General features: G+C 66.9%; 21 protein-coding genes and 4 tRNA genes. 14 read left to right on the top strand and 11 right to left on the bottom strand.

Annotated elements, in window-relative coordinates:
• Positions 1 to 108: 108 nt before the first annotated feature.
• A complete protein-coding gene (locus AC5P7I_RS10410; protein WP_032958602.1) occupies positions 109 to 858 on the bottom strand; it encodes a phosphatase PAP2 family protein in 750 nt (249 codons plus the stop codon).
• Complete coding sequence (gene ispG, locus AC5P7I_RS10405) at positions 839 to 2104, bottom strand: flavodoxin-dependent (E)-4-hydroxy-3-methylbut-2-enyl-diphosphate synthase (RefSeq protein ID WP_041863307.1); 1266 nt, start codon at positions 2102 to 2104, stop codon at positions 839 to 841. The genes AC5P7I_RS10410 and ispG overlap by 20 nt, the downstream gene beginning before the upstream one ends.
• A 114-nt stretch (positions 2105 to 2218) precedes the next feature.
• On the opposite strand from ispG, the gene AC5P7I_RS10400 reads away from it, so the two are divergent.
• Entirely contained in the window at positions 2219 to 3445 is a 1227-nt protein-coding gene (locus AC5P7I_RS10400; RefSeq protein ID WP_032960817.1) for an ATP-binding protein, read from the top strand.
• Positions 3442 to 4011, top strand: a complete 570-nt coding sequence (locus AC5P7I_RS10395) for a response regulator transcription factor (RefSeq protein WP_012510702.1) — start codon at positions 3442 to 3444, stop codon at positions 4009 to 4011. The genes AC5P7I_RS10400 and AC5P7I_RS10395 overlap by 4 nt, the downstream gene beginning before the upstream one ends.
• 161 nt (positions 4012 to 4172) lie before the next feature.
• Here the strand turns inward: AC5P7I_RS10395 and pgi are convergent, their stop codons facing one another.
• The 6 genes from pgi to pcnB form a co-directional block, all read right to left on the bottom strand.
• The gene (gene pgi, locus AC5P7I_RS10390) at positions 4173 to 5687 is read right to left on the bottom strand and encodes a glucose-6-phosphate isomerase (protein WP_049442316.1); all 1515 of its coding nucleotides are present in this window, start codon (positions 5685 to 5687) and stop codon (positions 4173 to 4175) included.
• Positions 5684 to 6064 (bottom strand): aspartate 1-decarboxylase, encoded by a 381-nt coding sequence (panD, locus tag AC5P7I_RS10385; RefSeq protein ID WP_014646751.1) that lies wholly within the window; start codon positions 6062 to 6064, stop codon positions 5684 to 5686. The genes pgi and panD overlap by 4 nt, the downstream gene beginning before the upstream one ends.
• 162 nt (positions 6065 to 6226) lie before the next feature.
• The gene (gene panC, locus AC5P7I_RS10380) at positions 6227 to 7066 is read right to left on the bottom strand and encodes a pantoate--beta-alanine ligase (RefSeq protein ID WP_262087245.1); all 840 of its coding nucleotides are present in this window, start codon (positions 7064 to 7066) and stop codon (positions 6227 to 6229) included.
• Entirely contained in the window at positions 7063 to 7878 is an 816-nt protein-coding gene (gene panB, locus AC5P7I_RS10375; protein WP_014646749.1) for a 3-methyl-2-oxobutanoate hydroxymethyltransferase, read from the bottom strand. Before panB ends, panC begins: the two co-directional genes overlap by 4 nt.
• A gap of 34 nt (positions 7879 to 7912) precedes the next feature.
• A complete protein-coding gene (gene folK, locus AC5P7I_RS10370; RefSeq protein WP_032960824.1) occupies positions 7913 to 8398 on the bottom strand; it encodes a 2-amino-4-hydroxy-6-hydroxymethyldihydropteridine diphosphokinase in 486 nt (161 codons plus the stop codon).
• Positions 8399 to 8401: 3 nt separating this feature from the next.
• Positions 8402 to 9781, bottom strand: coding sequence for a polynucleotide adenylyltransferase PcnB (pcnB, locus tag AC5P7I_RS10365; RefSeq protein WP_032960826.1), 1380 nt, complete (start codon positions 9779 to 9781; stop codon positions 8402 to 8404).
• 52 nt (positions 9782 to 9833) lie between these two features.
• On the opposite strand from pcnB, the gene AC5P7I_RS10360 reads away from it, so the two are divergent.
• Positions 9834 to 9908, top strand: a tRNA-Glu gene (locus tag AC5P7I_RS10360).
• A 371-nt stretch (positions 9909 to 10279) separates the two neighbouring features.
• On the opposite strand, the gene AC5P7I_RS10355 is transcribed toward AC5P7I_RS10360, so the two are convergent.
• Positions 10280 to 11704, bottom strand: coding sequence for a sugar porter family MFS transporter (locus tag AC5P7I_RS10355; protein WP_032960830.1), 1425 nt, complete (start codon positions 11702 to 11704; stop codon positions 10280 to 10282).
• A gap of 180 nt (positions 11705 to 11884) precedes the next feature.
• Between AC5P7I_RS10355 and fdxA the strand changes: the two genes are divergently transcribed.
• On the top strand, positions 11885 to 12208 hold the full coding sequence (gene fdxA / locus AC5P7I_RS10350; RefSeq protein WP_005409054.1) for a ferredoxin FdxA: 324 nt from the start codon (positions 11885 to 11887) through the stop codon (positions 12206 to 12208).
• A 254-nt stretch (positions 12209 to 12462) separates the two neighbouring features.
• Here the strand turns inward: fdxA and AC5P7I_RS10345 are convergent, their stop codons facing one another.
• Together AC5P7I_RS10345 and dapA are read right to left on the bottom strand one after the other, a co-directional pair.
• A complete protein-coding gene (locus AC5P7I_RS10345) occupies positions 12463 to 12978 on the bottom strand; it encodes a hypothetical protein (protein ID WP_032960832.1) in 516 nt (171 codons plus the stop codon).
• Positions 12979 to 13010: 32 nt separating this feature from the next.
• Positions 13011 to 13904: a 4-hydroxy-tetrahydrodipicolinate synthase gene (dapA, locus tag AC5P7I_RS10340; RefSeq protein WP_032960833.1), complete on the bottom strand. Its 894-nt coding sequence runs from the start codon at positions 13902 to 13904 to the stop codon at positions 13011 to 13013.
• Positions 13905 to 14043: 139 nt separating this feature from the next.
• Between dapA and AC5P7I_RS10335 the strand changes: the two genes are divergently transcribed.
• The 10 genes from AC5P7I_RS10335 (at position 14044) to AC5P7I_RS10290 (ending at position 20020) form a co-directional block, all read left to right on the top strand.
• Complete coding sequence (locus AC5P7I_RS10335; RefSeq protein WP_227864548.1) at positions 14044 to 14628, top strand: glycine cleavage system transcriptional repressor; 585 nt, start codon at positions 14044 to 14046, stop codon at positions 14626 to 14628.
• A gap of 91 nt (positions 14629 to 14719) precedes the next feature.
• Positions 14720 to 15199 (top strand): peroxiredoxin, encoded by a 480-nt coding sequence (locus tag AC5P7I_RS10330; protein WP_014646743.1) that lies wholly within the window; start codon positions 14720 to 14722, stop codon positions 15197 to 15199.
• An 84-nt stretch (positions 15200 to 15283) separates the two neighbouring features.
• The gene (locus AC5P7I_RS10325) at positions 15284 to 16684 is read left to right on the top strand and encodes a PhoH family protein (RefSeq protein ID WP_014646742.1); all 1401 of its coding nucleotides are present in this window, start codon (positions 15284 to 15286) and stop codon (positions 16682 to 16684) included.
• On the top strand, positions 16681 to 17187 hold the full coding sequence (locus tag AC5P7I_RS10320; RefSeq protein WP_014646741.1) for a hypothetical protein: 507 nt from the start codon (positions 16681 to 16683) through the stop codon (positions 17185 to 17187). Before AC5P7I_RS10325 ends, AC5P7I_RS10320 begins: the two co-directional genes overlap by 4 nt.
• 12 nt (positions 17188 to 17199) lie before the next feature.
• Positions 17200 to 17868, top strand: a complete 669-nt coding sequence (locus AC5P7I_RS10315; protein WP_032957720.1) for a YoaK family protein — start codon at positions 17200 to 17202, stop codon at positions 17866 to 17868.
• A gap of 108 nt (positions 17869 to 17976) precedes the next feature.
• Positions 17977 to 18786: a bifunctional hydroxymethylpyrimidine kinase/phosphomethylpyrimidine kinase gene (gene thiD, locus AC5P7I_RS10310; RefSeq protein ID WP_046429932.1), complete on the top strand. Its 810-nt coding sequence runs from the start codon at positions 17977 to 17979 to the stop codon at positions 18784 to 18786.
• Positions 18783 to 19709, top strand: a complete 927-nt coding sequence (locus AC5P7I_RS10305) for an alpha/beta hydrolase family protein (protein ID WP_142234573.1) — start codon at positions 18783 to 18785, stop codon at positions 19707 to 19709. Before thiD ends, AC5P7I_RS10305 begins: the two co-directional genes overlap by 4 nt.
• Positions 19700 to 19776, top strand: a tRNA-Arg gene (locus AC5P7I_RS10300). Before AC5P7I_RS10305 ends, AC5P7I_RS10300 begins: the two co-directional genes overlap by 10 nt.
• A gap of 58 nt (positions 19777 to 19834) precedes the next feature.
• A tRNA-Arg gene (locus AC5P7I_RS10295) sits at positions 19835 to 19911 on the top strand.
• Between the two features lie 32 nt (positions 19912 to 19943).
• A tRNA-Arg gene (locus AC5P7I_RS10290) sits at positions 19944 to 20020 on the top strand.
• Positions 20021 to 20650: the final 630 nt, after the last annotated feature.

The following is a 20650-nucleotide window of genomic DNA, read 5'->3' as shown; positions in this document are numbered from 1 at the left end:
GCCTTGCGCATCACAGTACCGCGCGTTGTGCTTGCCCCCTGTCTTGCAGAACCTGCTGCAACGAAACAACTGATCTATCACGTAGACGCCCCGGAGGGGCCATCCACGTCAATCCCCCTGTGATGATGCTTCGCTGGCCGTCGCTGGCGGCGAATCCTGACGTCGCCAAGGATGCCGGCGACTGAACATGACCAGATAGCACCCTACCACCCAAACCAGCGCGGCACACCATCCGGCCAGGATATCGGAGGGGTAATGCACGCCCAGATAGACCCGGGAGACGCTGACCAGCAGGCTGAACGCGGGCGCCAGCAGCAGCACCGGCCAGCGCCAGCGGGTGTTCCAGGCCAGCAGCACCAGGGTCACGGCCAGGGTCATCGAGCCCATCGCGTGGCCGCTGGGAAAGCTGAACGTCGATTCCGGCGCGATCGATTCCCACAGGCTGGGGCGCTGGCGCTGGAAGAAATGCTTGCTGCCCATGTTCAGCAGCGCCGAGCCGACGAAGCTGACCGCCACGAAGGTGGCCTCACGCCAACGCCGGTAGCCCAGCAGCACGCCGATGATCAGCACGTCGGCGGGAATCAGGAACCATTCGTAGCCCAGCCTGGAAATGAGCACGAAGAAGCGGTCCAGCAGCGGTGAGTGCAGGCCATGCATCTGCCACAGCAGCGGCGCATCGAAATGGAACGATTCAAACTCGTGCACTTCGTCGGCCAGCGCGACGAAACCCGCCAACGGCAGCAGCACGCCACCGAACAGCAGCACCAGGCGCCAGGCATTGTGCGCCATCCAGTGGCGGAAACCGGAGGCGGACTCCGGCGCAGCGAGGATCGCAGGCTTATCCGGCGCTTCGGACATATTTGTGTTCGACGTAATCGTCGATCAGGGCGACGAACTCCTGGGCGATGTTCTCGCCACGCAGGGTCACCTTCTTCTCGCCATCGACGAACACGGGCGCGGCCGGGGTTTCACCGGTGCCCGGCAGGGAAATACCGATGTTGGCGTGCCGCGACTCACCCGGCCCATTGACGATGCAGCCCATCACCGCCAGGGTCATGTTCTCCGCACCCGGATGGTGGATCTTCCACAGCGGCATCTTCTCGCGCACGTGGTTCTGCACCACCTTGGCCAGTTCCTGGAAGAACTCGGAGGTGGTGCGGCCGCAGCCCGGACAAGCCGTGACCAGCGGCGTGAAGGCACGCTGGCCGGTGGTCTGCAGCAGTTCCTGGGCGACGATCACTTCCTGCGTGCGCGACTGGCCCGGTTCCGGGGTCAGCGAGATGCGGATGGTGTCACCGATGCCTTCCTGCAGCAGCACGCCCAACGCCGCCGACGAGGCGACGATGCCCTTGCTGCCGATACCGGCCTCGGTCAGGCCCAGGTGCAGGGCAAAATCGGAGCGCTGGGCCAGGTCGCGGTACACCGCGATCAGCTCCTGCACGCCACTGACCTTGGCCGACAGCACGATGCGATCGCGCGGCAGGCCGAGCTCCACCGCCTGCTCGGCCGAATCCAGCGCCGAACGGATCAGCGCCTCGCGCAGCACGCGACCGGCATCCCAGGGCTGCTCGCGCAGGTTGTTCTCGTCCATCAACTTCGCCGCCAGGGCCTGGTCCAGCGAGCCCCAGTTGGCACCGATGCGCACCGGCTTGTTGTAGCGGATCGCGAACTCGATCAACTGAGCGAACTGCAGATCCTTCTTCTTGCCGAAGCCGACGTTGCCCGGATTGATGCGGTACTTGGCCAGCGCTTCGGCACATGCCGGCTCGGCGGTCAGCAGCTGGTGGCCGTTGTAGTGGAAATCACCGATCAGCGGCACGTCGATGCCCATCATCGCCAGCTTGTCGACGATGCGCGGGATCGCCGCAGCGGCTTCCACGGTATTGACGGTCAAACGCACCATTTCCGAACCGGCCCGCCACAGCTCGGCCACCTGCTTCACGCTGGAGGCCACGTCGGACGTGTCGGTGTTGGTCATCGACTGCACCACGACCGGCTTGCCTCCGCCTACGGTGACCCCGCCGATCTGCACGGCATGGGTCTGGCGGCGGGGCCAGGAGGTGGCATCGGAGGGAGGAGTCGGGCGGGTGACGGCGTCATGCATGGGCGCATTCTACCGCCCGCCCCCGCATTCCGGGTGACTCGCATTCAGCCGGTGGCACGGCTGCGGCCGATTGTCGCAGGCACAGCCGCCCGTGAACGCATACGATGAGCGTGAATGACCGGTCCCGACGCCCCGTTTCTCCGTACCCTGTGCAGCCTGCGCTGGCTTGCCGTAGGCGGCCAGGCCGCCACCATCCTGGTTGCCACCTGGGTGCTGGGCCTGCCGTTGCCGCAGCTGCCGCTATGGGCCGGCGTGGCGGTGCTGGCCCTGTTCAACATCTATACCCAGTTGCGTCCGGACGCGGCTGACACCGCACCGCTGACCGCGTTCGGCCACATCCTGGTGGACGTGATCATCCTGACCTGGATGGTCGGCTGGAGCGGCGGCATGGCCAACCCGTTCAGCTCGCTGTTCCTGATCCTGATCGCGCTGGCCGCGTTCGCCCTGCCCCTGCGCTGGGCATTGGCGGTCGCACTGGCCTGCCTGCTCGGCTACGCCGCCAGCGGCATCTTCGGCCAGCCATTGCCGGACGGTTATTTCCGCGCGCAGGACCTGAATCGCTGGGGCGTGGTCGCCAACTTCCTGATCTCCGCCGCGGTGGTACTGGCCTTCTCCACCCGGCTGGCGCTGGCCCTGCGGGAGCGCGAACTGGAACTGTCGGCACTGCGCGAGCGCTTCGCCCGCAACGAGGGCATCGTCGCGCTGGCCACCCATGCCGCCTCGGTGGCGCATGAACTGAACACGCCGCTGGCGACCATGACCCTGCTCGCCGACGATGTGGCCGAGCGCAGCGAAGAGCCGGAAGTGCGCGAGGACATGGAAACCCTGCGCGAGCTGCTGGTGCAGTGCCGGGAGCGCGTGCTGGCGCTGGCTGCTCCGGCCTCGGCCGACGCACCGGGCCGCAGCCATTCCAGCGCACAGCAGGTGCTTGAGCAATGGCGCCTGGTGCGGCCGACCATCGACCTGCACCGCAACGATGATGCGCCGCTGCGGCTGCCGCTGGACCCGGGCGTAGGCCATCTGCTGATGGTCCTGCTCAACAACGCCGCCGATGCCGGCGAGAAAGCCGGCCGGCCACGCGTGGACCTGGACCTGCGCATCGAAGGCGACGACCTGATCGGCGAAGTCCGCGACTACGGCCATGGCTTCGACGCCCGTGCCGCCGTGCTGCCGGGCAAGCTGTTCGGCAGCAGCAAGAGCGAGGGCATGGGCGTCGGCCTGGCCCTGTCCCATGCCACCATCGAACGCCTCGACGGCGAGATGTGGATGCGCCCGGCCCAGGGGGCCGGCAGCCGCGTCGGCTTCCGCCTGCCGCTGGCCCCACGCGAGGACACCCCATGAGCCTTCACCATTCCACCCTGGGCCTGCTGGTCGACGACGACGAGCTGTACCTGCGTACCCTGCAACGCAGCCTGGCCCGCAAGGGGCTTGAAACGCAGACCGCACAGGATGCCGCCAGTGCGCTGGCGCTGGCCCGGCAGCATCCACCGGCGTTCGCGCTGATCGACCTGAAGCTGGGCAGCGATTCCGGCCTGGCACTGATCCAGCCGCTGCGCGCGCTGCGCGCGGACATGCGGATCCTGCTGGTGACCGGCTACGCCAGCATCGCCACCGCGGTGGAGGCGATCAAGCTGGGTGCGGATGATTACCTGCCGAAGCCGGCCACGGTGCCGATGATCCTGCGCGCCCTCGGCGAGGAAGACGACGGCCCGGCCGACGATGGCGAAATGGAAGTGCCCGATGCGATGACGCCGATCAGCCGCCTGCAGTGGGAACACATCCAGCAGGCGATGCACGAGACCGGCGGCAATGTGTCAGCGGCCGCGCGCCTGCTCGGCATGCACCGGCGCTCGCTGCAGCGCAAACTGGCCAAGCGGCCAAGCCCGGAGCGCGACCCGAGCCGGTGACGCGGTAGTGCCGGCCGCTGGCCGGCAACCCATCCGCTGCGGTAGTGCCGGCCGCTGGCCGGCAACCCATCTGCTGCGGTAGTGCCGGCCGCTGGCCGGCAACCTCATGAACGATTGAAGCATCACCTGGATGCCGGCCAGCGGCCGGCACTACCAGAGCATCAGCGCTTCAGCTGCGCCAGGATCTCGCGGGTCATCGGATCGGCAACCGCCACATCCTCGCCCTGCAGCGCCGGCAGCAGGCCACTGGCCAGTTGCTTGCCGAGCTCGACACCGAACTGGTCGAACGCGTTGATGTTCCAGATCACCGACTGCACGTACACGGCGTGTTCGTACATGGCGATCAGCGCACCCAGTGCCTGCGGCGTGAGCGCGTCGAGCAGGATCAGCGTGCTCGGCCGCCCGCCCGGGTAATCACGGTGCGGATCGTCGCTGCTCTGGCCATTGGCCAGCGCCTCGGTCTGTGCCAACAGGTTGGCCAGCAGGGCCTGGTGATTGATCGTGTAGGGATCATCGTTGTGCACACAGCCGATGAAGTCGGCCGGAACGACGCTGGTGCCCTGGTGCAGCGCCTGGAAGAAGCTGTGCTGCACATCGGTGCCTGCCCCACCCCACCACACCGGCACGGTGTCGGTGGTGACCGGCGCACCATCACGCTGCACGCGCTTGCCCAGGCTTTCCATCACCAGCTGCTGCAGGTAGGCCGGCAGCAGCGCCAGACGCTGGTCGTAGGTCATCACCGCATGCGTGGCATGGCCCAGCAGGTTGCGGTTCCAGATGTCGGTCAGGCCATGCAGCACCGGCAGGTTGCGCTCCAGCGGTGCATCCAGCGCATGCGCATCCATCTGTGCGGCGCCTTCCAGCAGCTGCTCAAAGCGCTCGAAGCCGATCGCCAACGCGATCGGGAAACCGACCGCCGACCACAGCGAATAGCGGCCACCCACCCAGTCCCACATCGGCAGTACGCGATCGGCGGCGATCGCGAAGGCCTTGGCGGCGCGATCCGGATTGGCGCTGACTGCATACAGGCGCTCGCTGCCGCCCAGCCAGTCGTGCAGGATCTGGCCGTTGAGCAGCGTTTCCTGCGTACCGAAGGTCTTGGAGATGAGGATGCCGGCGGTCTTGGCCGGATCCAGCGTGGCCAGCGTGCGCTGCATGGCGGCGCCGTCCACGTTCGAGACGAAATGCACGCGCAGGCGCGCACCGCTGACCGGACGCAGCGCGTCGGCGACCAGGCGCGGGCCAAGGTCGGAACCACCGATGCCGACGCTGACCACATCGGTCACGCCACTGTCTTCCAGCGCGCGCACCAGCACGCCCATGCGCTGGCGGATCGCGCGCGCGGTGGCATAGGCCTCGGCCGCCACCGGCGCATCGACCACATCGCCGCGCAGCGCGGTATGCAGCGCGGCGCGCCCTTCGGTCAGGTTGACCTGTTCGCCGCGGAACAGGCGCGTGATGGCACCACCGACATCACGCTCGGCAGCCAGCGCCAACAGCGCCTGCAACGCCGCGGCATCGTATTTCTGCCGGGCGAAATTGACGTACAACGGACCGACCCGCAGCGCCAGCTCCTGTACACGGCCGGGTTCGGCGGCGAGCAGGCTGGGAATGCTTGCGCCCTTCAGGCGCTGGGCGTGGGAATGCAGCGAGTCGAATCCGTTGTTCGTTGTCATGCGGCCTGGGTCGGGATCGTGTCGTTGGTGTGGGTGATCTGGTTGTTGCCATCAACGTACACCAGCTTCGGCCTGAAGCTGTCAGCTTCCTGCTCGGTCATGCTGGCGAACGCGGCGATGATGATGATGTCACCGACCTGCACGTGGCGCGCGGCGCCACCGTTGAGCGAGACAACGCCGCTGCCGGCTTCGGCGCGGATGGCATAGGTCGAGAAACGCGCACCATTGGTCACGTCCCAGATGTGCACCTGCTCGAACTCGCGGATGCCGGTGGCAGCCAGCAGGTTGTCATCGATGGCGATCGAGCCTTCGTAGTTCAGCTCGGAATGGGTGACGGTGGCGCGATGGATCTTGGTCTTGAGCAGGGACAGGTGCATGGGGGCGCTGCAACGGCAAAGGAAAGAGCGGATTCTAGCACCCGCGCAGCGCGGGGCATCACGGCCGGCAACCTGTTCAGGTAGGCGGTGAAACCGGGGTCAGAACCCTTTTCCCCTGGAAAAAGGGATCTGACCCCATGCATCGCGCGGCGCCGCCGGAACTCAGAACTCCAGGTTGTCGATCAACCGGGTGGTTCCCAGGCGCGCGGCAATCAGCGCCACGCGGCCACCGCCGTCGAAGGTCGGCTCGACCAGCTCCGGGGTGCGCAGCACCGCGTAGTCGACCTGGAACCCGGCTGCCTGCAATGCGGCCGTGGCGTCGGCTTCGATGCGATCACGTGCCTGCCCCGCCACGTAGCCCTCGCGCATGCCCAGCAGGGTGCGGTGGATGGTGGTCGCGACCGGGCGCTGTTCGTCGCTCAGGTACTGGTTGCGCGAACTCTTGGCCAGGCCATCCTCGTCGCGCACGATCTCAGCACCGACGATCTGGATCGGGAACGACAGCTCGGCCACCATCTGCCTGATCACGGCGAGCTGCTGGTAGTCCTTGCGGCCGAACACGGCCACGTCCGGCTGCACCTGCAGGAACAGGCGCGCCACCACCGTGCAGACGCCATCGAAGTGCCCCGGGCGGCTGGCGCCTTCCAGCACTTCACTGACACCCGGCGCGTGCATGCGCGTGGTCCTGTCCACGCCCAGCGGATACATCGTCTCCACGCTGGGCAGCCACACGGCATCGCAGCCGACCTGCTCCAGCCCGGCCACGTCGGCCTCGGGCGTGCGCGGGTAGCGACTGAAATCCTCGTTGGGGCCGAACTGGGTCGGATTGACGAAGATGCTCGCCACCACCTTGTCGGCGTACTGGCGGGCCAGGGTCACCAGCGAATGGTGCCCCCCATGCAGGTTGCCCATGGTCGGCACCAGCGCCACGCGCAGGCCCTCACGCTTCCACTGGGCGATCTGCTCGCGCAACGCGCCGAGCTCGTTGAAGGTCTGGATCATTGGGCGTAGGCGTGCTGTTCGTCGGGGAAGCTGCCGTCGCGCACCGCGTCGGCAAAGGCGCGGGTGGCACCGGCCACCGAGCCACCTTCGGCAAGGAAATCCTTGACGAACTTGGGACGGCGATGGCCACTGTCCAGGCCGAGGAAATCGTGCAGCACCAGCACCTGGCCATCGCACTGCGGGCCCGCGCCAATGCCGATGGTCGGCACATCCACCGCAGCGGTCACCTCGGCAGCGACCGGGGTCGGCACGCATTCAAGCACCATGATGCTGGCGCCTGCGGCGGCCACGGCCCTGGCGTCCTCCACCAGCTGGCGCGCAGCATCGCCGCGGCCCTGGATCTTGAAGCCGCCCAGTCGCAGCACCGACTGCGGGGTCAGGCCGAGGTGCGCGCAGACCGGAATCTCGCGCTCGACCAGGTAGCGGATGATGTCGACCTTGAAGCCGGCACCTTCGATCTTGACCATCTCGGCACCGGCCTGCAGCAGCTGCAGCGAGGCATCCAGCGCGCGTTCCGGGGTGGCATCGGCGCCGAACGGCAGGTCGGCCACCAGCAGCGCACGCTGCAGCACGCGGGCCACGGCCCGGGTGTGGTAGACCATGTCGGCCACGGTCACCGGCAGGGTCGAATCATGACCCTGCACGACCATGCCCAGCGAATCGCCGATCAGGATCAGATCGACGCCGTTGGCATCGAAGGTGCGGGCGAAGCCGGCGTCGTAGGCGGTCAACATGACCAGCTTCTGGCCATTGCGCTTGGCCTCGGCCAGGGCGGGAACGGTCCAGGGCTTGCTGTCTGCGTGGGTGCTCATGTGCTGATAACCGGGGGAGATAACCCGGGCATTATCACCCTATCGGCGCGATCCCGCAGGCATCGACCCGCATCACTGCATCCTGCACGCGTCCATGGCCAGGAATTGTCAGTTCCGGCGCGATTTCGGCCAGCGGCACCAGCACGAAGGCACGCTCGTGCAGGTACGGATGCGGCACCTTCAGCCCAGGCTGGTCGAGCGCCTGCGCACCATACAGCAGCAGGTCCAGGTCCAGCGCGCGCGGGCCCCAGTGCACTGCCGGATCACGCGTGCGACCGAAGCGCTGCTCCAGCGCCAGCATGGCCTGCAGCAGCTCATCGGCCGGCAAGGTGGTTTCGACCGAGGCCACCGCATTGACGAACGGCGGCTGGTCTTCATTGCCCCAGGCCGGCGTTGCGTAAAGCCGCGAGGCCTGGCGCAGCCGGGTCCCGGGCAGGCCGTCCAGCGCGGCAATCGCCGCGCCGACGGTGGCGGCCGCGTCGCCGAGGTTGGCGCCGAGGCCGATCCAGGCAAGGGTCATCGCTTACTCGCCCGCTGCACCGGCCGCGGCACCCGGACGACGGCGGCGACGGCGGCGCTTGCGCGGCGCTCCGCTCTCGTCATCGCCATCTTCGCTGTGCATCGCATCCAGCGACGACTCCAGCTCACGACCGGACTGCGCCTGCGCTTCGCGCCAGAACTCGACATCGGCGGCGTGCTCGGACGACGCCACCTGGCGCAGGCTGAGGAAATCGAACGCGGCACGGAAGCGCGGATGGGTCAGGGTGCGGAACACGCGCTTGCGCTGGCGCGAGCTGAAGCGCGACTGCAGCAGCCAGATTTCCTGCATCGGCAGCGAGAAGCGGCGCGGCAGCGCGATGGTGCTCAACTGCTGCACGGTGACGCGGTCGGCGGCGCGGCGCTGCGCCTCTTCCGGTGCCACGCCCTGCTTGAGCAGGGTCGCCTGTGCACGGCAGAACGCCGGCCACAGCAGCAGCGCGAACAGGAACGCCGGCGAGACCGGTTCGTCGTTGGCCACCCGCGCATCGGTATTGGCCAGGCCCTCGACCAGCATGCGGCGCAGCGCGCCGGTACGGTTGGCTTTCAGCGCCTTGGCGCTTTCCGGGAACAGCACGTCGAGCAGGCCGTAACGCTCAAGGCCTTCGAAGCTGGCCACGCCGTGTCCGGACAGGAACAGCTTGAGCACTTCCTCGAACAGGCGCGCTGGCGCGGCTTCGTTGAGCAGGCCGGCCAGGTGCGGGATCGGCGCGGCAGTACCCTCTTCGATCTGGAAGCCGAGCTTGGCCGCCAGGCGCACCGCTCGCAGCATGCGTACCGGGTCTTCCTGGTAGCGCTGCACCGGGTCGCCGATCAGCTTCATCAGGCGCGCCTGCACGTCCTCGAAGCCACCGGTGTAGTCGCGCACCGAGAAGTCCTCGATGGCGTAGTACAGGGCGTTGCAGGTGAAGTCGCGGCGGATGGCGTCGTCTTCGATGGTGCCGTACACGTTGTCGCGCACGAGCATGCCGTTTTCCATCTCGCGGTCGCCGCTGCCGTCATCGCTGTTGGCACGGAAGGTGGCGACTTCGATGATTTCGCGACCGAACACTACGTGGGCGAGGCGGAACCGGCGGCCGATCAGGCGGCAGTTTCGGAACAGCTGCTTGACCTGCTCGGGCGTGGCGTCGGTGGCCACGTCGAAATCCTTGGGTTGGCCATTGACCAGCAGATCGCGCACCGCGCCGCCGACAAGGTAGGCGCCGAAGCCGGCATCGCGCAGGCGGTAAAGCACGCGCAGGGCGTTCGGGCTGATGTCCTTGCGGGAGATCGTGTGCTGGTCGCGCGGGATGACGCGCAGGCTGAACGGTGATGTAGCAGAGGAAATGATGTTGGCGCTTCCGGTTGAAGTTTCGGGATTGCCCAATGGCATCGAGGTGCATATACTAGCGCTCCTGCCTCGGCAGCGACACAGTTACGCTCCCTTCGTCTAGTGGTTAGGACGTGGCCCTCTCAAGGCTAAAACAGGGGTTCGAGTCCCCTAGGGAGCGCCAGTCGCCGCAGCAGGAACCGAAAAAGCCCGCCTTGTGCGGGCTTTTCTGTTTTCCGGGATTGCAGTGATTGCGGTCGGGTTGGTCGCTTTGGCGCCTCCCTGCAATCGGCTCGAGCCGGTGGGGTCACCCAGGGCAGGACACGCCGTGAACCCATCCATGGGGGCTCGATGGCGCCATCCTTGGCGCCAACGGTCCTGCCCTGGGTGACCCCACCGACTCTGGACGGTTTCCCGCCAGCTGCGGCAACAACCGACCAGCGCTTCGCCGCATCCGCACGCACCATGAAACTGTCAGGAGGGGGCCAGATCAGCCTGCCCCCTCACACTCTGGACAAGCAGGCGCCAACGGAACGCAACCGAAGCCAGTCGCCGTCAGCCTTCCATCTGCTCCAGCTCCTTGCCCTTGGTCTCGCGCACGTAGCGGACCACGAAGAAGATCGAGAGGATCGCCGCCACCGTATAGATGCCATAGGCCCCGGCCAGGCCGATGCCGGCCAGCAGCATCGGAAAGGTCACGGTGATCGCGAAATTCGACGTCCACTGCGCCGCACCGGCAACAGCCAACGCCGGGCCGCGGATCTGGTTGGGGAACATCTCGCCCAGCATCACCCACATCACCGGGCCCCAGGACATGTTGAAGAACACCACGTAGACGTTGGCGGCGACCAGCGCCAGCCGTCCCATGCCATCGGACAGCTGCAGGCGCCCGCCGGCCAGGCTGCCGCTGGCAAACGCCACCACCATCAGCACCAGCGCCACCGACATGCCGACCGAGCCGACCCACAGCAGCGGCTGGCGCCCGATGCGGTCGATCAGCAGCACGGTGAGCAGGCAGGCGCCGATGCTCAGCGCGCCGGACAGCACATTGATCAGCAGTGCGTCGCTTTCAGAGAAACCCACCGCCTGCCACAGCACCGCGCCGTAGTAGAACACCACGTTGATGCCGACCAGCTGCTGGAACATGGCCAGGCCGATGCCCACCCAGAGGATCGGGCGCAGCCTGCCGGTAGCCCTGCTGCGCAGGTCGCCGAAGCGCGGCTTGTGCTGGTCCTGTGCCAGGCTGGCTTCGATCTCGGCCTGCTTGGCCCGGGCAGCGGCCTCGCCGTACAGTCGCGACAACACCGCCCTCGCCTGCCCCTGGCGGCCCTTCAGCACCAGGAAGCGCGGGCTTTCCGGAATCACCAGCAGCAACAGCAGGAACAGCGCGGAGGGCAGCGCCTGCATCCAGAACATCCAGCGCCACGCCTCATGGCCCAGCCACAGCGGCTCGGTCGAGGCGCCGGCAGCGTGGGCCAGCAGGTAATTGCTGAGGAAGGCCGCGAACAAACCGCAGATGATGGCCATCTGCTGCACCGTGGCCAGCCGGCCGCGATAGCGCGCCGAGGCGACTTCGGCGATGTAGGCCGGTGACATCACGCTGGCCGCCCCCACCGCAAAGCCGCCCAGCACGCGGGCCGCGATGAACAGCCAGGACGCGTGGGCCGCCCCGGCGCCCAGCGCCGAGACCAGGAACATCAGCGCGGACACGATCAGGACACCACGGCGCCCCAGGCGGTCGCCCAACCAACCGGCCAGGAATGCACCGACCGCGCAGCCCAGCAGCATCGAGGCAACTTCGAAACCCAGCGCCGCCTCGCTGGAGTTGAAGGCCTGGCGCAGGCCATCGACCGTGCCGTTGATGACACCACTGTCGAAGCCGAACAGGAAGCCACCAAGCGTGGCCACGCAACTGATCAGGACGATGAACGCCGTGTTTTCACCACCGTGGGAGGCGGTGCGGGACGGGGCCTGGGACATGGACGATCCTGCTGGGAAGGGAGCCCGGCCACCAGGACCGGTTGTCGCGCAGCCTCGCACACGCCCTGCCGTGCCGCCAATGGCCGCGCCTGCCAGACGCCCGTTTTCCGTCCCATCCCGACACCGGGGGCCAACCTGTTCTAGAATTGGCGGGTTCAGGAATCGATCCACCCCCAGCCCATGCCCTTTGTCGTCACCGAAAACTGCATCAAGTGCAAACACACCGATTGCGTGGAAGTGTGCCCCGTGGATTGCTTCCACGAAGGCCCGAACTTCCTGGTGATCGACCCGGATGAGTGCATCGACTGCACCCTCTGCGAGCCGGAGTGCCCGGTCAACGCGATTTTCCCCGAGGACGACGTCCCCGCCGGCCAGGAAGGCTTCGTTGCCCTCAATGCCGAGCTGGCGAAGGAATGGCCGGTGCTGACCGTGCGCAAGGACCCGCCCGCCGACGCCGGCGAATGGGACGGCAAGCCGGACAAGCTGAAGCTGCTGGAGCGCTGAGAAGCGCCCGCGGCGGCAACGGAAAAGGGCGCCCATGGCGCCCTTTTCTGTTCTCGGTAGGTGCCAACCTTGGTTGGCACAAAAGCGCCGACCAAGGTCGGCCTCTACCAAGGCACGTCTTCCGGTAGGTGCCAACCTTGGTTAGCACAAAAGCGCCGACCAAGGTCGGCCTCTACCAAGCACGTCTTCCGGTAGGTGCCAACCTTGGTTGGCACGGAAGCGCCGACCAAGGTCGGCCTCTACCAGGGCGACCCTTACTGAGCCAGCTTCGCCTTCAGCGCGGCGATCAGCTTCACCGGCGCTTCGGCGGTGGCCGGCAGGCCACGCGGGTCGACCGCGGAGATGTAGGCACCTGCATCAACCGCCACCACGCGGACCAGGAAGTTGCTGCCTTCGTAGGCCACGTCGTACGAGCCCAGCAGCTGCGCGCGGCTGGCAATGGTCACGCCTTCCACGCCTTCCAGTGCGGTACCGACCTTGGCGAAGGCTTCATCCTTGCCACCGGCAATGGTGAAACCGGTGTTGCCCACCGCCGGGGCTGCGGCGACCGGCGCCGCCGGCTTGGTGGCCGAGGCCAGTGTCGGCACCTTGTTGTCGGTGGTGGCGTTGGGCAGGTTCAGGTCCGGCGGTACTTCCAGCGGGCGCATTTCCGGGGCCAGGGCGTAGTCGCCCTTGACGCCACGCTTGAAGCAGCCGGTGGTGCCGGCCGCAACAGCTACAGCAAGCAGGGCGTAGGACAGCACGCGGACAGTGGAAACGGATTGACGCATGTGAATCTCCTGGGTCAGACCAAGACGGAAGGTCAGTGGCTGGAAAGGGCTTCGAGGGCGGCGATGTCGCCGGCAAGGTGGTCGGCCGCGGGATGATGTGCTGCCGACAGCGGCAGCAGCGGCAGGCGCAGGTCATGGCCGATGCCGATGCGGCGCAGCAGCGCCTTGACCGGGATCGGGTTGGGTTCGACGCCACAGAAATCATGGAAGGGATGCAGGCGCGCGTCCCACGACTCGGTGGCTTCGTGGTCGTGCGCGGCAGCCAGCTCGCACATCCGGCGATACGCGCCCGGAAGCACGTTGGAACCGACCGAGATCAGGCCATCGATGCCAGCCCGGATCGAACGCGCGGCGGTGCCGTCGTCGCCACTGAGCACCGCGAACGTCGGGCTGCGCAGCGCCAGCAGCGCCTGCACCCGGCCGGTGTCACCCACCGCTTCCTTGATGCCGACGATATTGGGGTGGCTGGCCAGCTCGGCCACGGTCTCCGGCTGCATGTCGCAGCCGGTACGGCCGGGCACGTTGTACAGCACGACCGGCAGCCCGCCCTGGTCGGCCACCGCGCGATAGTGCGCGATCAGGCCAGCCTGGGTCGGCCGCACGTACGGCGGGGTGACCACCAGTGCGTGGCTGGCGCCAAGGGCGGCGGCACGGCGGGTCTGTTCGATGGTCTTGGCGGTGCCCGACAGGCCGGTGCCGGCCATGACCGGGATGCGGCCGCCGATGCGTTCGACGGCGCTGGCCAGCAGCTGGTCGTACTCGGCATCGGTCAGGGTCGCCGCTTCGCCGGTCGAGCCAGCCACGACAACGCCATGGACGCCACCCTCCAGTTGCAGGTGCAGCAGGCGCTGCCAACCATCGGGATCGAGGGCGCCGTCGGCCCGGAACGGGGTCGCCAGCGCGGTGATGAGGCCGGAAAGGGACAAGGACGTGCTGCTCTTGGCTGGGAAGGGAAACGCCCGCCACGAAAGGCTGGGGGCGGCCTGAATGTTACTTGCGGCGCGAAAGCACGGGCAAGTATGCTGGACACCGGTGGATCCCCGCCTCTGGCGGGCATTCAGACTCATGCATGCATTACCCGGAATCGCCTTGACCGACACCACCCCGCGCCCCGCGCCGAGCGAAAACCACCTCCTGATCAACGCCTATACGACGCATCCGGAGTCCCCCCTGCTGTCCGTCACCCGCCGCATCGCCGACAGCGGCTGCAACCTGGTGGACGCACGCCTGGCCACGGTCGGCCGCGATGTCTCGGTCACCGCCCTGGCCACCGGCTCCTGGGACTCGGTGGCCAAGCTCGAGGCGATGCTGACCCGGCTGGAGCGCGAGGAGGGCCTGAAGCTGGTCTGGTACCGCACCGCCGCCAAGCAGGCGCAGTCCAACCTGCTGCCGTACATCGTCGAAGTGATCGCCGCCGACAAGCCGGGCATCCTGTTCCAGCTGGCCGACTTCTTCGACCGCCAGGGCATCACCATCGAGAACCTGCAGAGCACGCGCTACCGCGCCATGCAGACCGGTGCGGAAATGTTCAGTGCACAGGTCACCATCGGCGTGCCGGCCAACATGCACATCGCCGCGCTGCGCGACGATTTCCTTGAGTTCTGCGACCACCTCAACCTGGACGCGATCATGGACCCGATGAAGTTCTGAATGAATTCCTGATTTTTCGCGCGCCTCTCACGGGCGCGTGGCGTTTCATGCAATTGTCTTGGAAAGAACCCAGGCTCGACAGAAGGACCTCATGAACAACGGCGATACCCTGGACAGCACCACCCTCTCCCTGCCGCTGGCGCTGTCCGGTGGCGACCAGGCCACCCTCGGCGACTATGCCGGCCAGTGGCTGGTGCTGTACTTCTACCCCAAGGACAGCACTCCCGGCTGCACCACCGAAGGCATCGACTTCAACGCGCTGCTGCCGAAGTTCAAGAAGGCCGGCGCGGTCGTGCTGGGCGTCTCGCGCGATTCGGTGAAGTCGCACGACAATTTCTGTGCCAGGCAGGGCTTCGGCTTCCCCCTGGTCAGCGATGGCGACGAAGCGCTGTGCAGCGCCTTCGACGTGATCAAGATGAAGAACATGTACGGCAAGCAGGTACGTGGCATCGAACGCAGCACCTTCCTGATTTCCCCCGACAGCCGCATCGTGCAGTCCTGGCGCAAGGTCAAGGTCGCCGGCCATGCCGATGCCGTTCTCGCCGAACTGAAGGCCTCCCAGTCCAAGTGAGTCCCACTGCCTACTGTGTCTGCCATCACCCTGCCAGGCAGCAGGCCGTGGTGGTTTTTCCCTGTCCGTAACCAGGAATCGACGATGACCCGAGGCAAGCGCATCTACGTGCTGGATACCAACGTGCTGATGCACGATCCGACCGCGCTGTTCAAATTCGAGGAGCACGACGTTTACCTGCCCATGCAGGTGATCGAGGAGCTGGACAACGGCAAGAAGGGCACCTCCGAAGCGAGCCGCAACGCCCGCCAGGTGAGCCGCTTCCTCAACGAGCTGGTGCAGGCCTCCGGCCTGGACAACCTGGCCGACGGCATTCCGCTGCAGCGCCCGAATGGGCTGCAGCTGCGCGGCAAGCAGAGCGCCGGCAAGCTGCGCTTCCAGACCAGCCATTTCGACGCTGGCAAGAGCTTCGGCAAGGTGATCCCGGACAACGCCATCCTCGGCGCGATCCTGGCCCTGAAGGAAGAAACCCCCGACCTGCCGGTGGTGTTCGTCTCCAAGGACATCAACCTGCGGATCAAGGCCGCCATCGCCGGCATCGTGTCCGAGGACTACGAGAACGACCGCGCGTTGGACGATTTCAGCCTGCTCTACACCGGCGCTACCGAGCTGCCGGAAGACTTCTGGAAGCGCCACGGCGACGACCTGCGCAGCTGGAGCGACAAGGGCCGTACCCATTACGAAATCCAGGCGCAGGACGGCGAGGAGTGGTACCCGAACCAGTACGTCTACCTGCCCGGCGAAGATGAAGTCGAGCTGCGCGTCAGCCGCGTGGTCGGTGACGGCAAGGTGGTGCTGTCGCTGGTCGATGATTTCCGCCACGGCAGCCACGCCGTGTGGGGCATCAGCGCACGCAACCGCGAGCAGAACTTCGCCCTCAACGCACTGATGGATCCGGAGATCGACTTCGTCACGCTGCTGGGTACCGCCGGCACCGGCAAGACCCTGCTGGCGCTGGCCGCCGGCCTGGCGCAGACGATGGACCAGCAGCGCTACCGCGAGATCATCATGACCCGCGCCACGGTCAGCGTCGGCGAAGACATCGGTTTCCTGCCCGGCACCGAAGAAGAGAAGATGACGCCGTGGATGGGCGCGCTGACCGACAACCTGGAAGTGCTCACGCACAACCAGGAAGGCGGCACGTGGGGGCGCCAGGCGACCAACGACCTGCTGGCCAGCCGCATCAAGATCCGCTCGATGAACTTCATGCGCGGCCGCACGTTCCTGTCGCGCTACCTGATCCTGGACGAGGCGCAGAACCTCACCCCGAAGCAGATGAAGACGCTGATCACCCGCGCCGGCCCCGGCACCAAGATCGTCTGCCTGGGCAACGTCGAGCAGATCGACACCCCGTACCTGACCGAGACCACCTCGGGCCTGACCTACGCGGTGGATCGCTTCAAGAACTGGCCGCATAGTGCACACATCACCCTGCGCCGTGGCGAGCGTTCGCGCCTGGCCGATTACGCTTCGGAGGTGTTGTGAACCGCCGCACCCGCCTGCTGCTGCCCACGGCTGCAATCACCCTCGCAGCCGTGCTGGGCGCCTGCACCACTACGCGCGGCCCGGCCAGTGTGCCGACCGCCGAGCGCACCGGCCAGTCCTGGGTGGTCACCCGCCCGATCATCGCCGCGCAGGTGCTCGACACCTGCTCGCGGCCCAGCCCCGGCCGCGAGGCCGGGCGGGTCAGCGGCTACTGGGCACCCAGCCGGCAGCAGATCGACCAGCTGGAAGCGAACCTGTCTTCGCTGGAGGCCCAGGTGCCGAAGGTGCTCGACTTTGACCGGCAGTACGTCGGCATCGAAAGCGCAGGCCGACGGCTGATCTACATCAATGCCTTCCACCTGCCCGACGACAGCGGCATCAATCCGGCCCGCGAAGCGATCCGCGTCTGCGATGGCGGCGCGCAGTTCTGGGGCGCGGTGTTCGACCCGGCCAGCAACACCTTCAGCGAGCTGCAGTTCAACGGCGGCTTCGGCGGGCCCTGAGGGGCCCCGCCGATGGGAATACGCCTGCCCACCTGGGTCTGGATCGGCGCGGTCGCGCTCTCGTGCGTGGCCGGCATGGTCAACGTGGTCGGCTTCCTCGGTTTCGAGCACCAGGCGGTCAGCCACATGACCGGCAGTACCAGCCAGCTCGGCATGGCACTGGCCCAGGGTGACTGGCGCGCGGTCGGACACCTGTGGGGACTGCTGATCGCGTTCTCGCTGGGCGCAATGCTCAGCGGCCTGCTGATCCAGGACAGCACCCTGCAGCTGGGCCGACGCTACGGCGTGGCGCTGGCGCTGGAGTCAGCACTGTTGCTGGTAGCCATTCCGCTGTTCGAACGGCACCAGATATGGGGTGCACTGGCCGCCGCCATGGCCTGCGGCCTGCAGAATGCGATGGCCACCACCTTCAGCGGCGCGGTGGTGCGCACCACCCACCTCAGCGGCATGTTCACCGACCTCGGCATCGGCTTGGGCCACCTGCTGCGCGGGTTGCCACTGCAGGTACGGCGACTGACCCTCAGCGGCCTGATCATCAGCGGCTTCCTCGCCGGCGGCATCCTCGGCGCCTGGCTGTTCGTGCGCTGGCAGTACGACGCCCTGCTTGCCCCCGCCCTGCTGACCGGCCTGACCGGACTGGGTTATGTGCTGTACCAGCAGTGGGCGCGTTGGCGGCATTGAGGGCGGCGCTCCGGGGGGTCAGATCCCTTTTCCTGCGGAAAAGGGATCTGACCCCATCTATCAGCGGCGACGCTACCGCCTTTACGGTGACCACGGCACAATCGCTGGATGAGCCCGACCACTCCCGTTTCCGCCCTCACCATCGCCGGCTCCGACTCCGGCGGCGGTGCCGGCATCCAGGCCGACCTGAAGGCTTTTGCAGCGCATCGCGTGCATGGCCTTTCCGCGATTGCTGCACTGACCGCGCAGAACACCCGCGGCGTCATCGCCGTGCATGTACCGCCGATCGATTTCCTGCGCGCGCAACTGGACGCCTGCTTCGACGACTTCGACATCCACGCGGTGAAGCTCGGCATGCTGGCCAACGCCGAGGTGATCAATGCCGTCGCCGATGCATTGGAGCGCCATCGCCCGCCACACGTGGTGCTGGACCCGGTGATGGTCGCCACCAGCGGCGCGCGCCTGCTGGAAGACAGCGCCCTGCAGGCGATGCGCGAGCGGCTGATCCCGCTGGCCACGCTGATCACCCCGAACACGCCGGAAGCAGAGCTGCTGGTCGGACGGAAGATCGGCAACGGCGATGACGCGGAGCGCGCCGCTTCCGCCCTGCTCGACCTGGGCGCCGGTGCGGTGCTGCTCAAAGGTGGCCATCTGCAGGAAGGCAACCGCGTGATCGACCGCTACTTCGACGGCGTCAGCAGCGAAGAATTCATCCATGCCCGCCTGCCGCTGGACGCACATGGCACCGGCTGCACGCTGGCCTCGGCCATCGCCGCGCAACTGTGCAACGGCTTGAGCCTGGCCAATGCCTGCGAAGCCGGTATCGACTACGTTGCACGCGGCCTGCAGCAGGGCTATGCCCCCGGCCGCAGCGAGGTGCTGGTGCTCGATCACTTCGGCGCGGCACCACACGCATGAGCCTCACACCGGACGTCCTCGCCGTGCAGTGCGCTGATGGCCATCGCTACGAAGTGATTGCCTGCGTGCCTGCACAGCCCATCGCGCGCCTGCTGTGGCTGCCGGCACTGGGCGTGGCCGCGCGCCACTACCTGCCGCTGGCGCAGGCGCTGGCGGCGAAGGGCGTGGCGGTGTACCTGCACGAGTGGCGCGGCAATGGCAGCAGCTCACTGCGGCCGTCGCGCACGCAGGACTGGGGCTATCGCGAGGTACTCGAACAGGATCTGCCCACCAGCCAGGCGGTCCTTGTCGCGGCGGATGACGAGGCCGGCGCGCTGCCCTGGATCATCGGTGGCCACAGCCTCGGCGGTCAGCTGGCCTGCGTGCATGCCGGCCGCAATCCGCAGCACTTCAACCGCTTGTGGTTGGCGGCCAGCGGCTCACCGTTCTGGCGCGGCTTCCCGCCACCGCGGGGCTGGCTGCTGCCACTGGTCTACCGCTTCCTGCCGTGGATCGCACAGCGCCAGGGCGTGCTGCATGGCCGGCGCCTCGGCTTCGGCGGCACCGAAGCGCGCGGACTGATCGCCGACTGGGCGCGCGTGGGCCTGAACAACCACTATGCCGCGGCCGGCATGGACGAAGACCTCGACGCACAGATGGCGCGCGTGCATGGCAGCGCGCAGGCGGTGTTGATGGAACACGACTGGTTGGCACCGACCGGATCGATGCAGACATTGCTGGCCAAGCTGCCGAATGTGGACGCGCAGCTGCGCGTGCTGTCGGCGCAGGAACTGGGCACGCGTGCGGATCATTTCGCCTGGTTGAAGGCCCCTGACGCTGTGGCGGACCGCTTTTTCATTCAGTTGGATGAAAATTTTCACAAAACTGTTGACGGTACGCGCCGACATCCGCATAATTCCGCTCCTGTCGCAGGGCGCCCGTAGCTCAGTTGGATAGAGTACCTGGCTACGAACCAGGCGGTCGGGAGTTCGAATCTCTCCGGGCGCACCACTCGACAGGTTTTCAGCATCCGCCGCTGGAAATGCAGTAAAATTTGATTGTGTACCGCGCGCCCGTAGCTCAGTTGGATAGAGTACCTGGCTACGAACCAGGCGGTCGGGAGTTCGAATCTCTCCGGGCGCACCATACACAGTCAGCACAACAAGTTTATGTAATTGGCGCCCGTAGCTCAGTTGGATAGAGTACCTGGCTACGAACCAGGCGGTCGGGAGTTCGAATCTCTCCGGGCGCACCATTACACCGAAACAGCAGGCCTCGGCCTGCTGTTTTTTTGTGCGTGTTTTTCGGCAGGGCTGCGCCCTGCCCCCCTGGTAGTGCCGGCCGCTGGCCGGCAACCTCAACGGCAACAGCAGAAGCTGGCATTCCGTGGGTTGGCGGGGCGGTGTCGGAGTGCGGGGACGCCGCAAGTACGTCCATGCAGGCTTGGCAGCCGCTTGCTCGTGTGCGCTTTCCTGCGCACACGGCAAGACCGGGGTTGGGCGTCCTGCCCAACCCGCCCGAGGCATGCCTCGGGCCCATGCGGCTGACACCCCGCACTCCGACACCGCCCCACCTTCGACAGGTTCACGCGGCTGTTGGTAGGTGTCGACCTTGGTCGACACATCTGTCAGATATTGAGTGAATTCATCCACGCATGACGTGGATCTACCGTGTCGACCAAGGTCGACACCTACCAGAGCAGTACGCCGTTCCGACAGATCGCGGAAAACTGTCGAAGGCGGGGTGGGTCCGGTTGCGGGAGTGTCCGCGGCATGGATGCCGCGGCCAAGCCCCCATGGGTGAGGGCGCTTTGCTTGCGAAGCACTGCTTCGCAAGCGCCCGAACGCACAGCCGCCAGCGGCTGGGCCGGCCTGGGGGTTTACGG

This window comes from Stenotrophomonas sp. YJH_SMC_138 (assembly GCF_059369855.1).
Note: the sequence above shows the minus strand (reverse complement) of the source record. Positions and strands in the feature narration are given on the sequence as shown.

Coding starts and splice junctions, on each gene's coding strand:
- AC5P7I_RS10330 (WP_014646743.1), top strand. CDS start 14,720: ATGAACAACGGCGATACCCTGGACAGCACCACCCTCTCCCTGCCGCTG.
- AC5P7I_RS10305 (WP_142234573.1), top strand. CDS start 18,783: ATGAGCCTCACACCGGACGTCCTCGCCGTGCAGTGCGCTGATGGCCAT.
- AC5P7I_RS10335 (WP_227864548.1), top strand. CDS start 14,044: ATGCATGCATTACCCGGAATCGCCTTGACCGACACCACCCCGCGCCCC.
- fdxA (WP_005409054.1), top strand. CDS start 11,885: ATGCCCTTTGTCGTCACCGAAAACTGCATCAAGTGCAAACACACCGAT.
- AC5P7I_RS10400 (WP_032960817.1), top strand. CDS start 2,219: ATGACCGGTCCCGACGCCCCGTTTCTCCGTACCCTGTGCAGCCTGCGC.
- AC5P7I_RS10315 (WP_032957720.1), top strand. CDS start 17,200: ATGGGAATACGCCTGCCCACCTGGGTCTGGATCGGCGCGGTCGCGCTC.
- AC5P7I_RS10325 (WP_014646742.1), top strand. CDS start 15,284: ATGACCCGAGGCAAGCGCATCTACGTGCTGGATACCAACGTGCTGATG.
- AC5P7I_RS10410 (WP_032958602.1), bottom strand. CDS start 858: ATGTCCGAAGCGCCGGATAAGCCTGCGATCCTCGCTGCGCCGGAGTCC.
- thiD (WP_046429932.1), top strand. CDS start 17,977: ATGAGCCCGACCACTCCCGTTTCCGCCCTCACCATCGCCGGCTCCGAC.
- pgi (WP_049442316.1), bottom strand. CDS start 5,687: ATGACAACGAACAACGGATTCGACTCGCTGCATTCCCACGCCCAGCGC.
- panD (WP_014646751.1), bottom strand. CDS start 6,064: ATGCACCTGTCCCTGCTCAAGACCAAGATCCATCGCGCCACCGTCACC.
- AC5P7I_RS10345 (WP_032960832.1), bottom strand. CDS start 12,978: ATGCGTCAATCCGTTTCCACTGTCCGCGTGCTGTCCTACGCCCTGCTT.
- panB (WP_014646749.1), bottom strand. CDS start 7,878: ATGAGCACCCACGCAGACAGCAAGCCCTGGACCGTTCCCGCCCTGGCC.
- folK (WP_032960824.1), bottom strand. CDS start 8,398: ATGACCCTTGCCTGGATCGGCCTCGGCGCCAACCTCGGCGACGCGGCC.
- AC5P7I_RS10355 (WP_032960830.1), bottom strand. CDS start 11,704: ATGTCCCAGGCCCCGTCCCGCACCGCCTCCCACGGTGGTGAAAACACG.
- panC (WP_262087245.1), bottom strand. CDS start 7,066: ATGATCCAGACCTTCAACGAGCTCGGCGCGTTGCGCGAGCAGATCGCC.
- AC5P7I_RS10395 (WP_012510702.1), top strand. CDS start 3,442: ATGAGCCTTCACCATTCCACCCTGGGCCTGCTGGTCGACGACGACGAG.
- ispG (WP_041863307.1), bottom strand. CDS start 2,104: ATGCATGACGCCGTCACCCGCCCGACTCCTCCCTCCGATGCCACCTCC.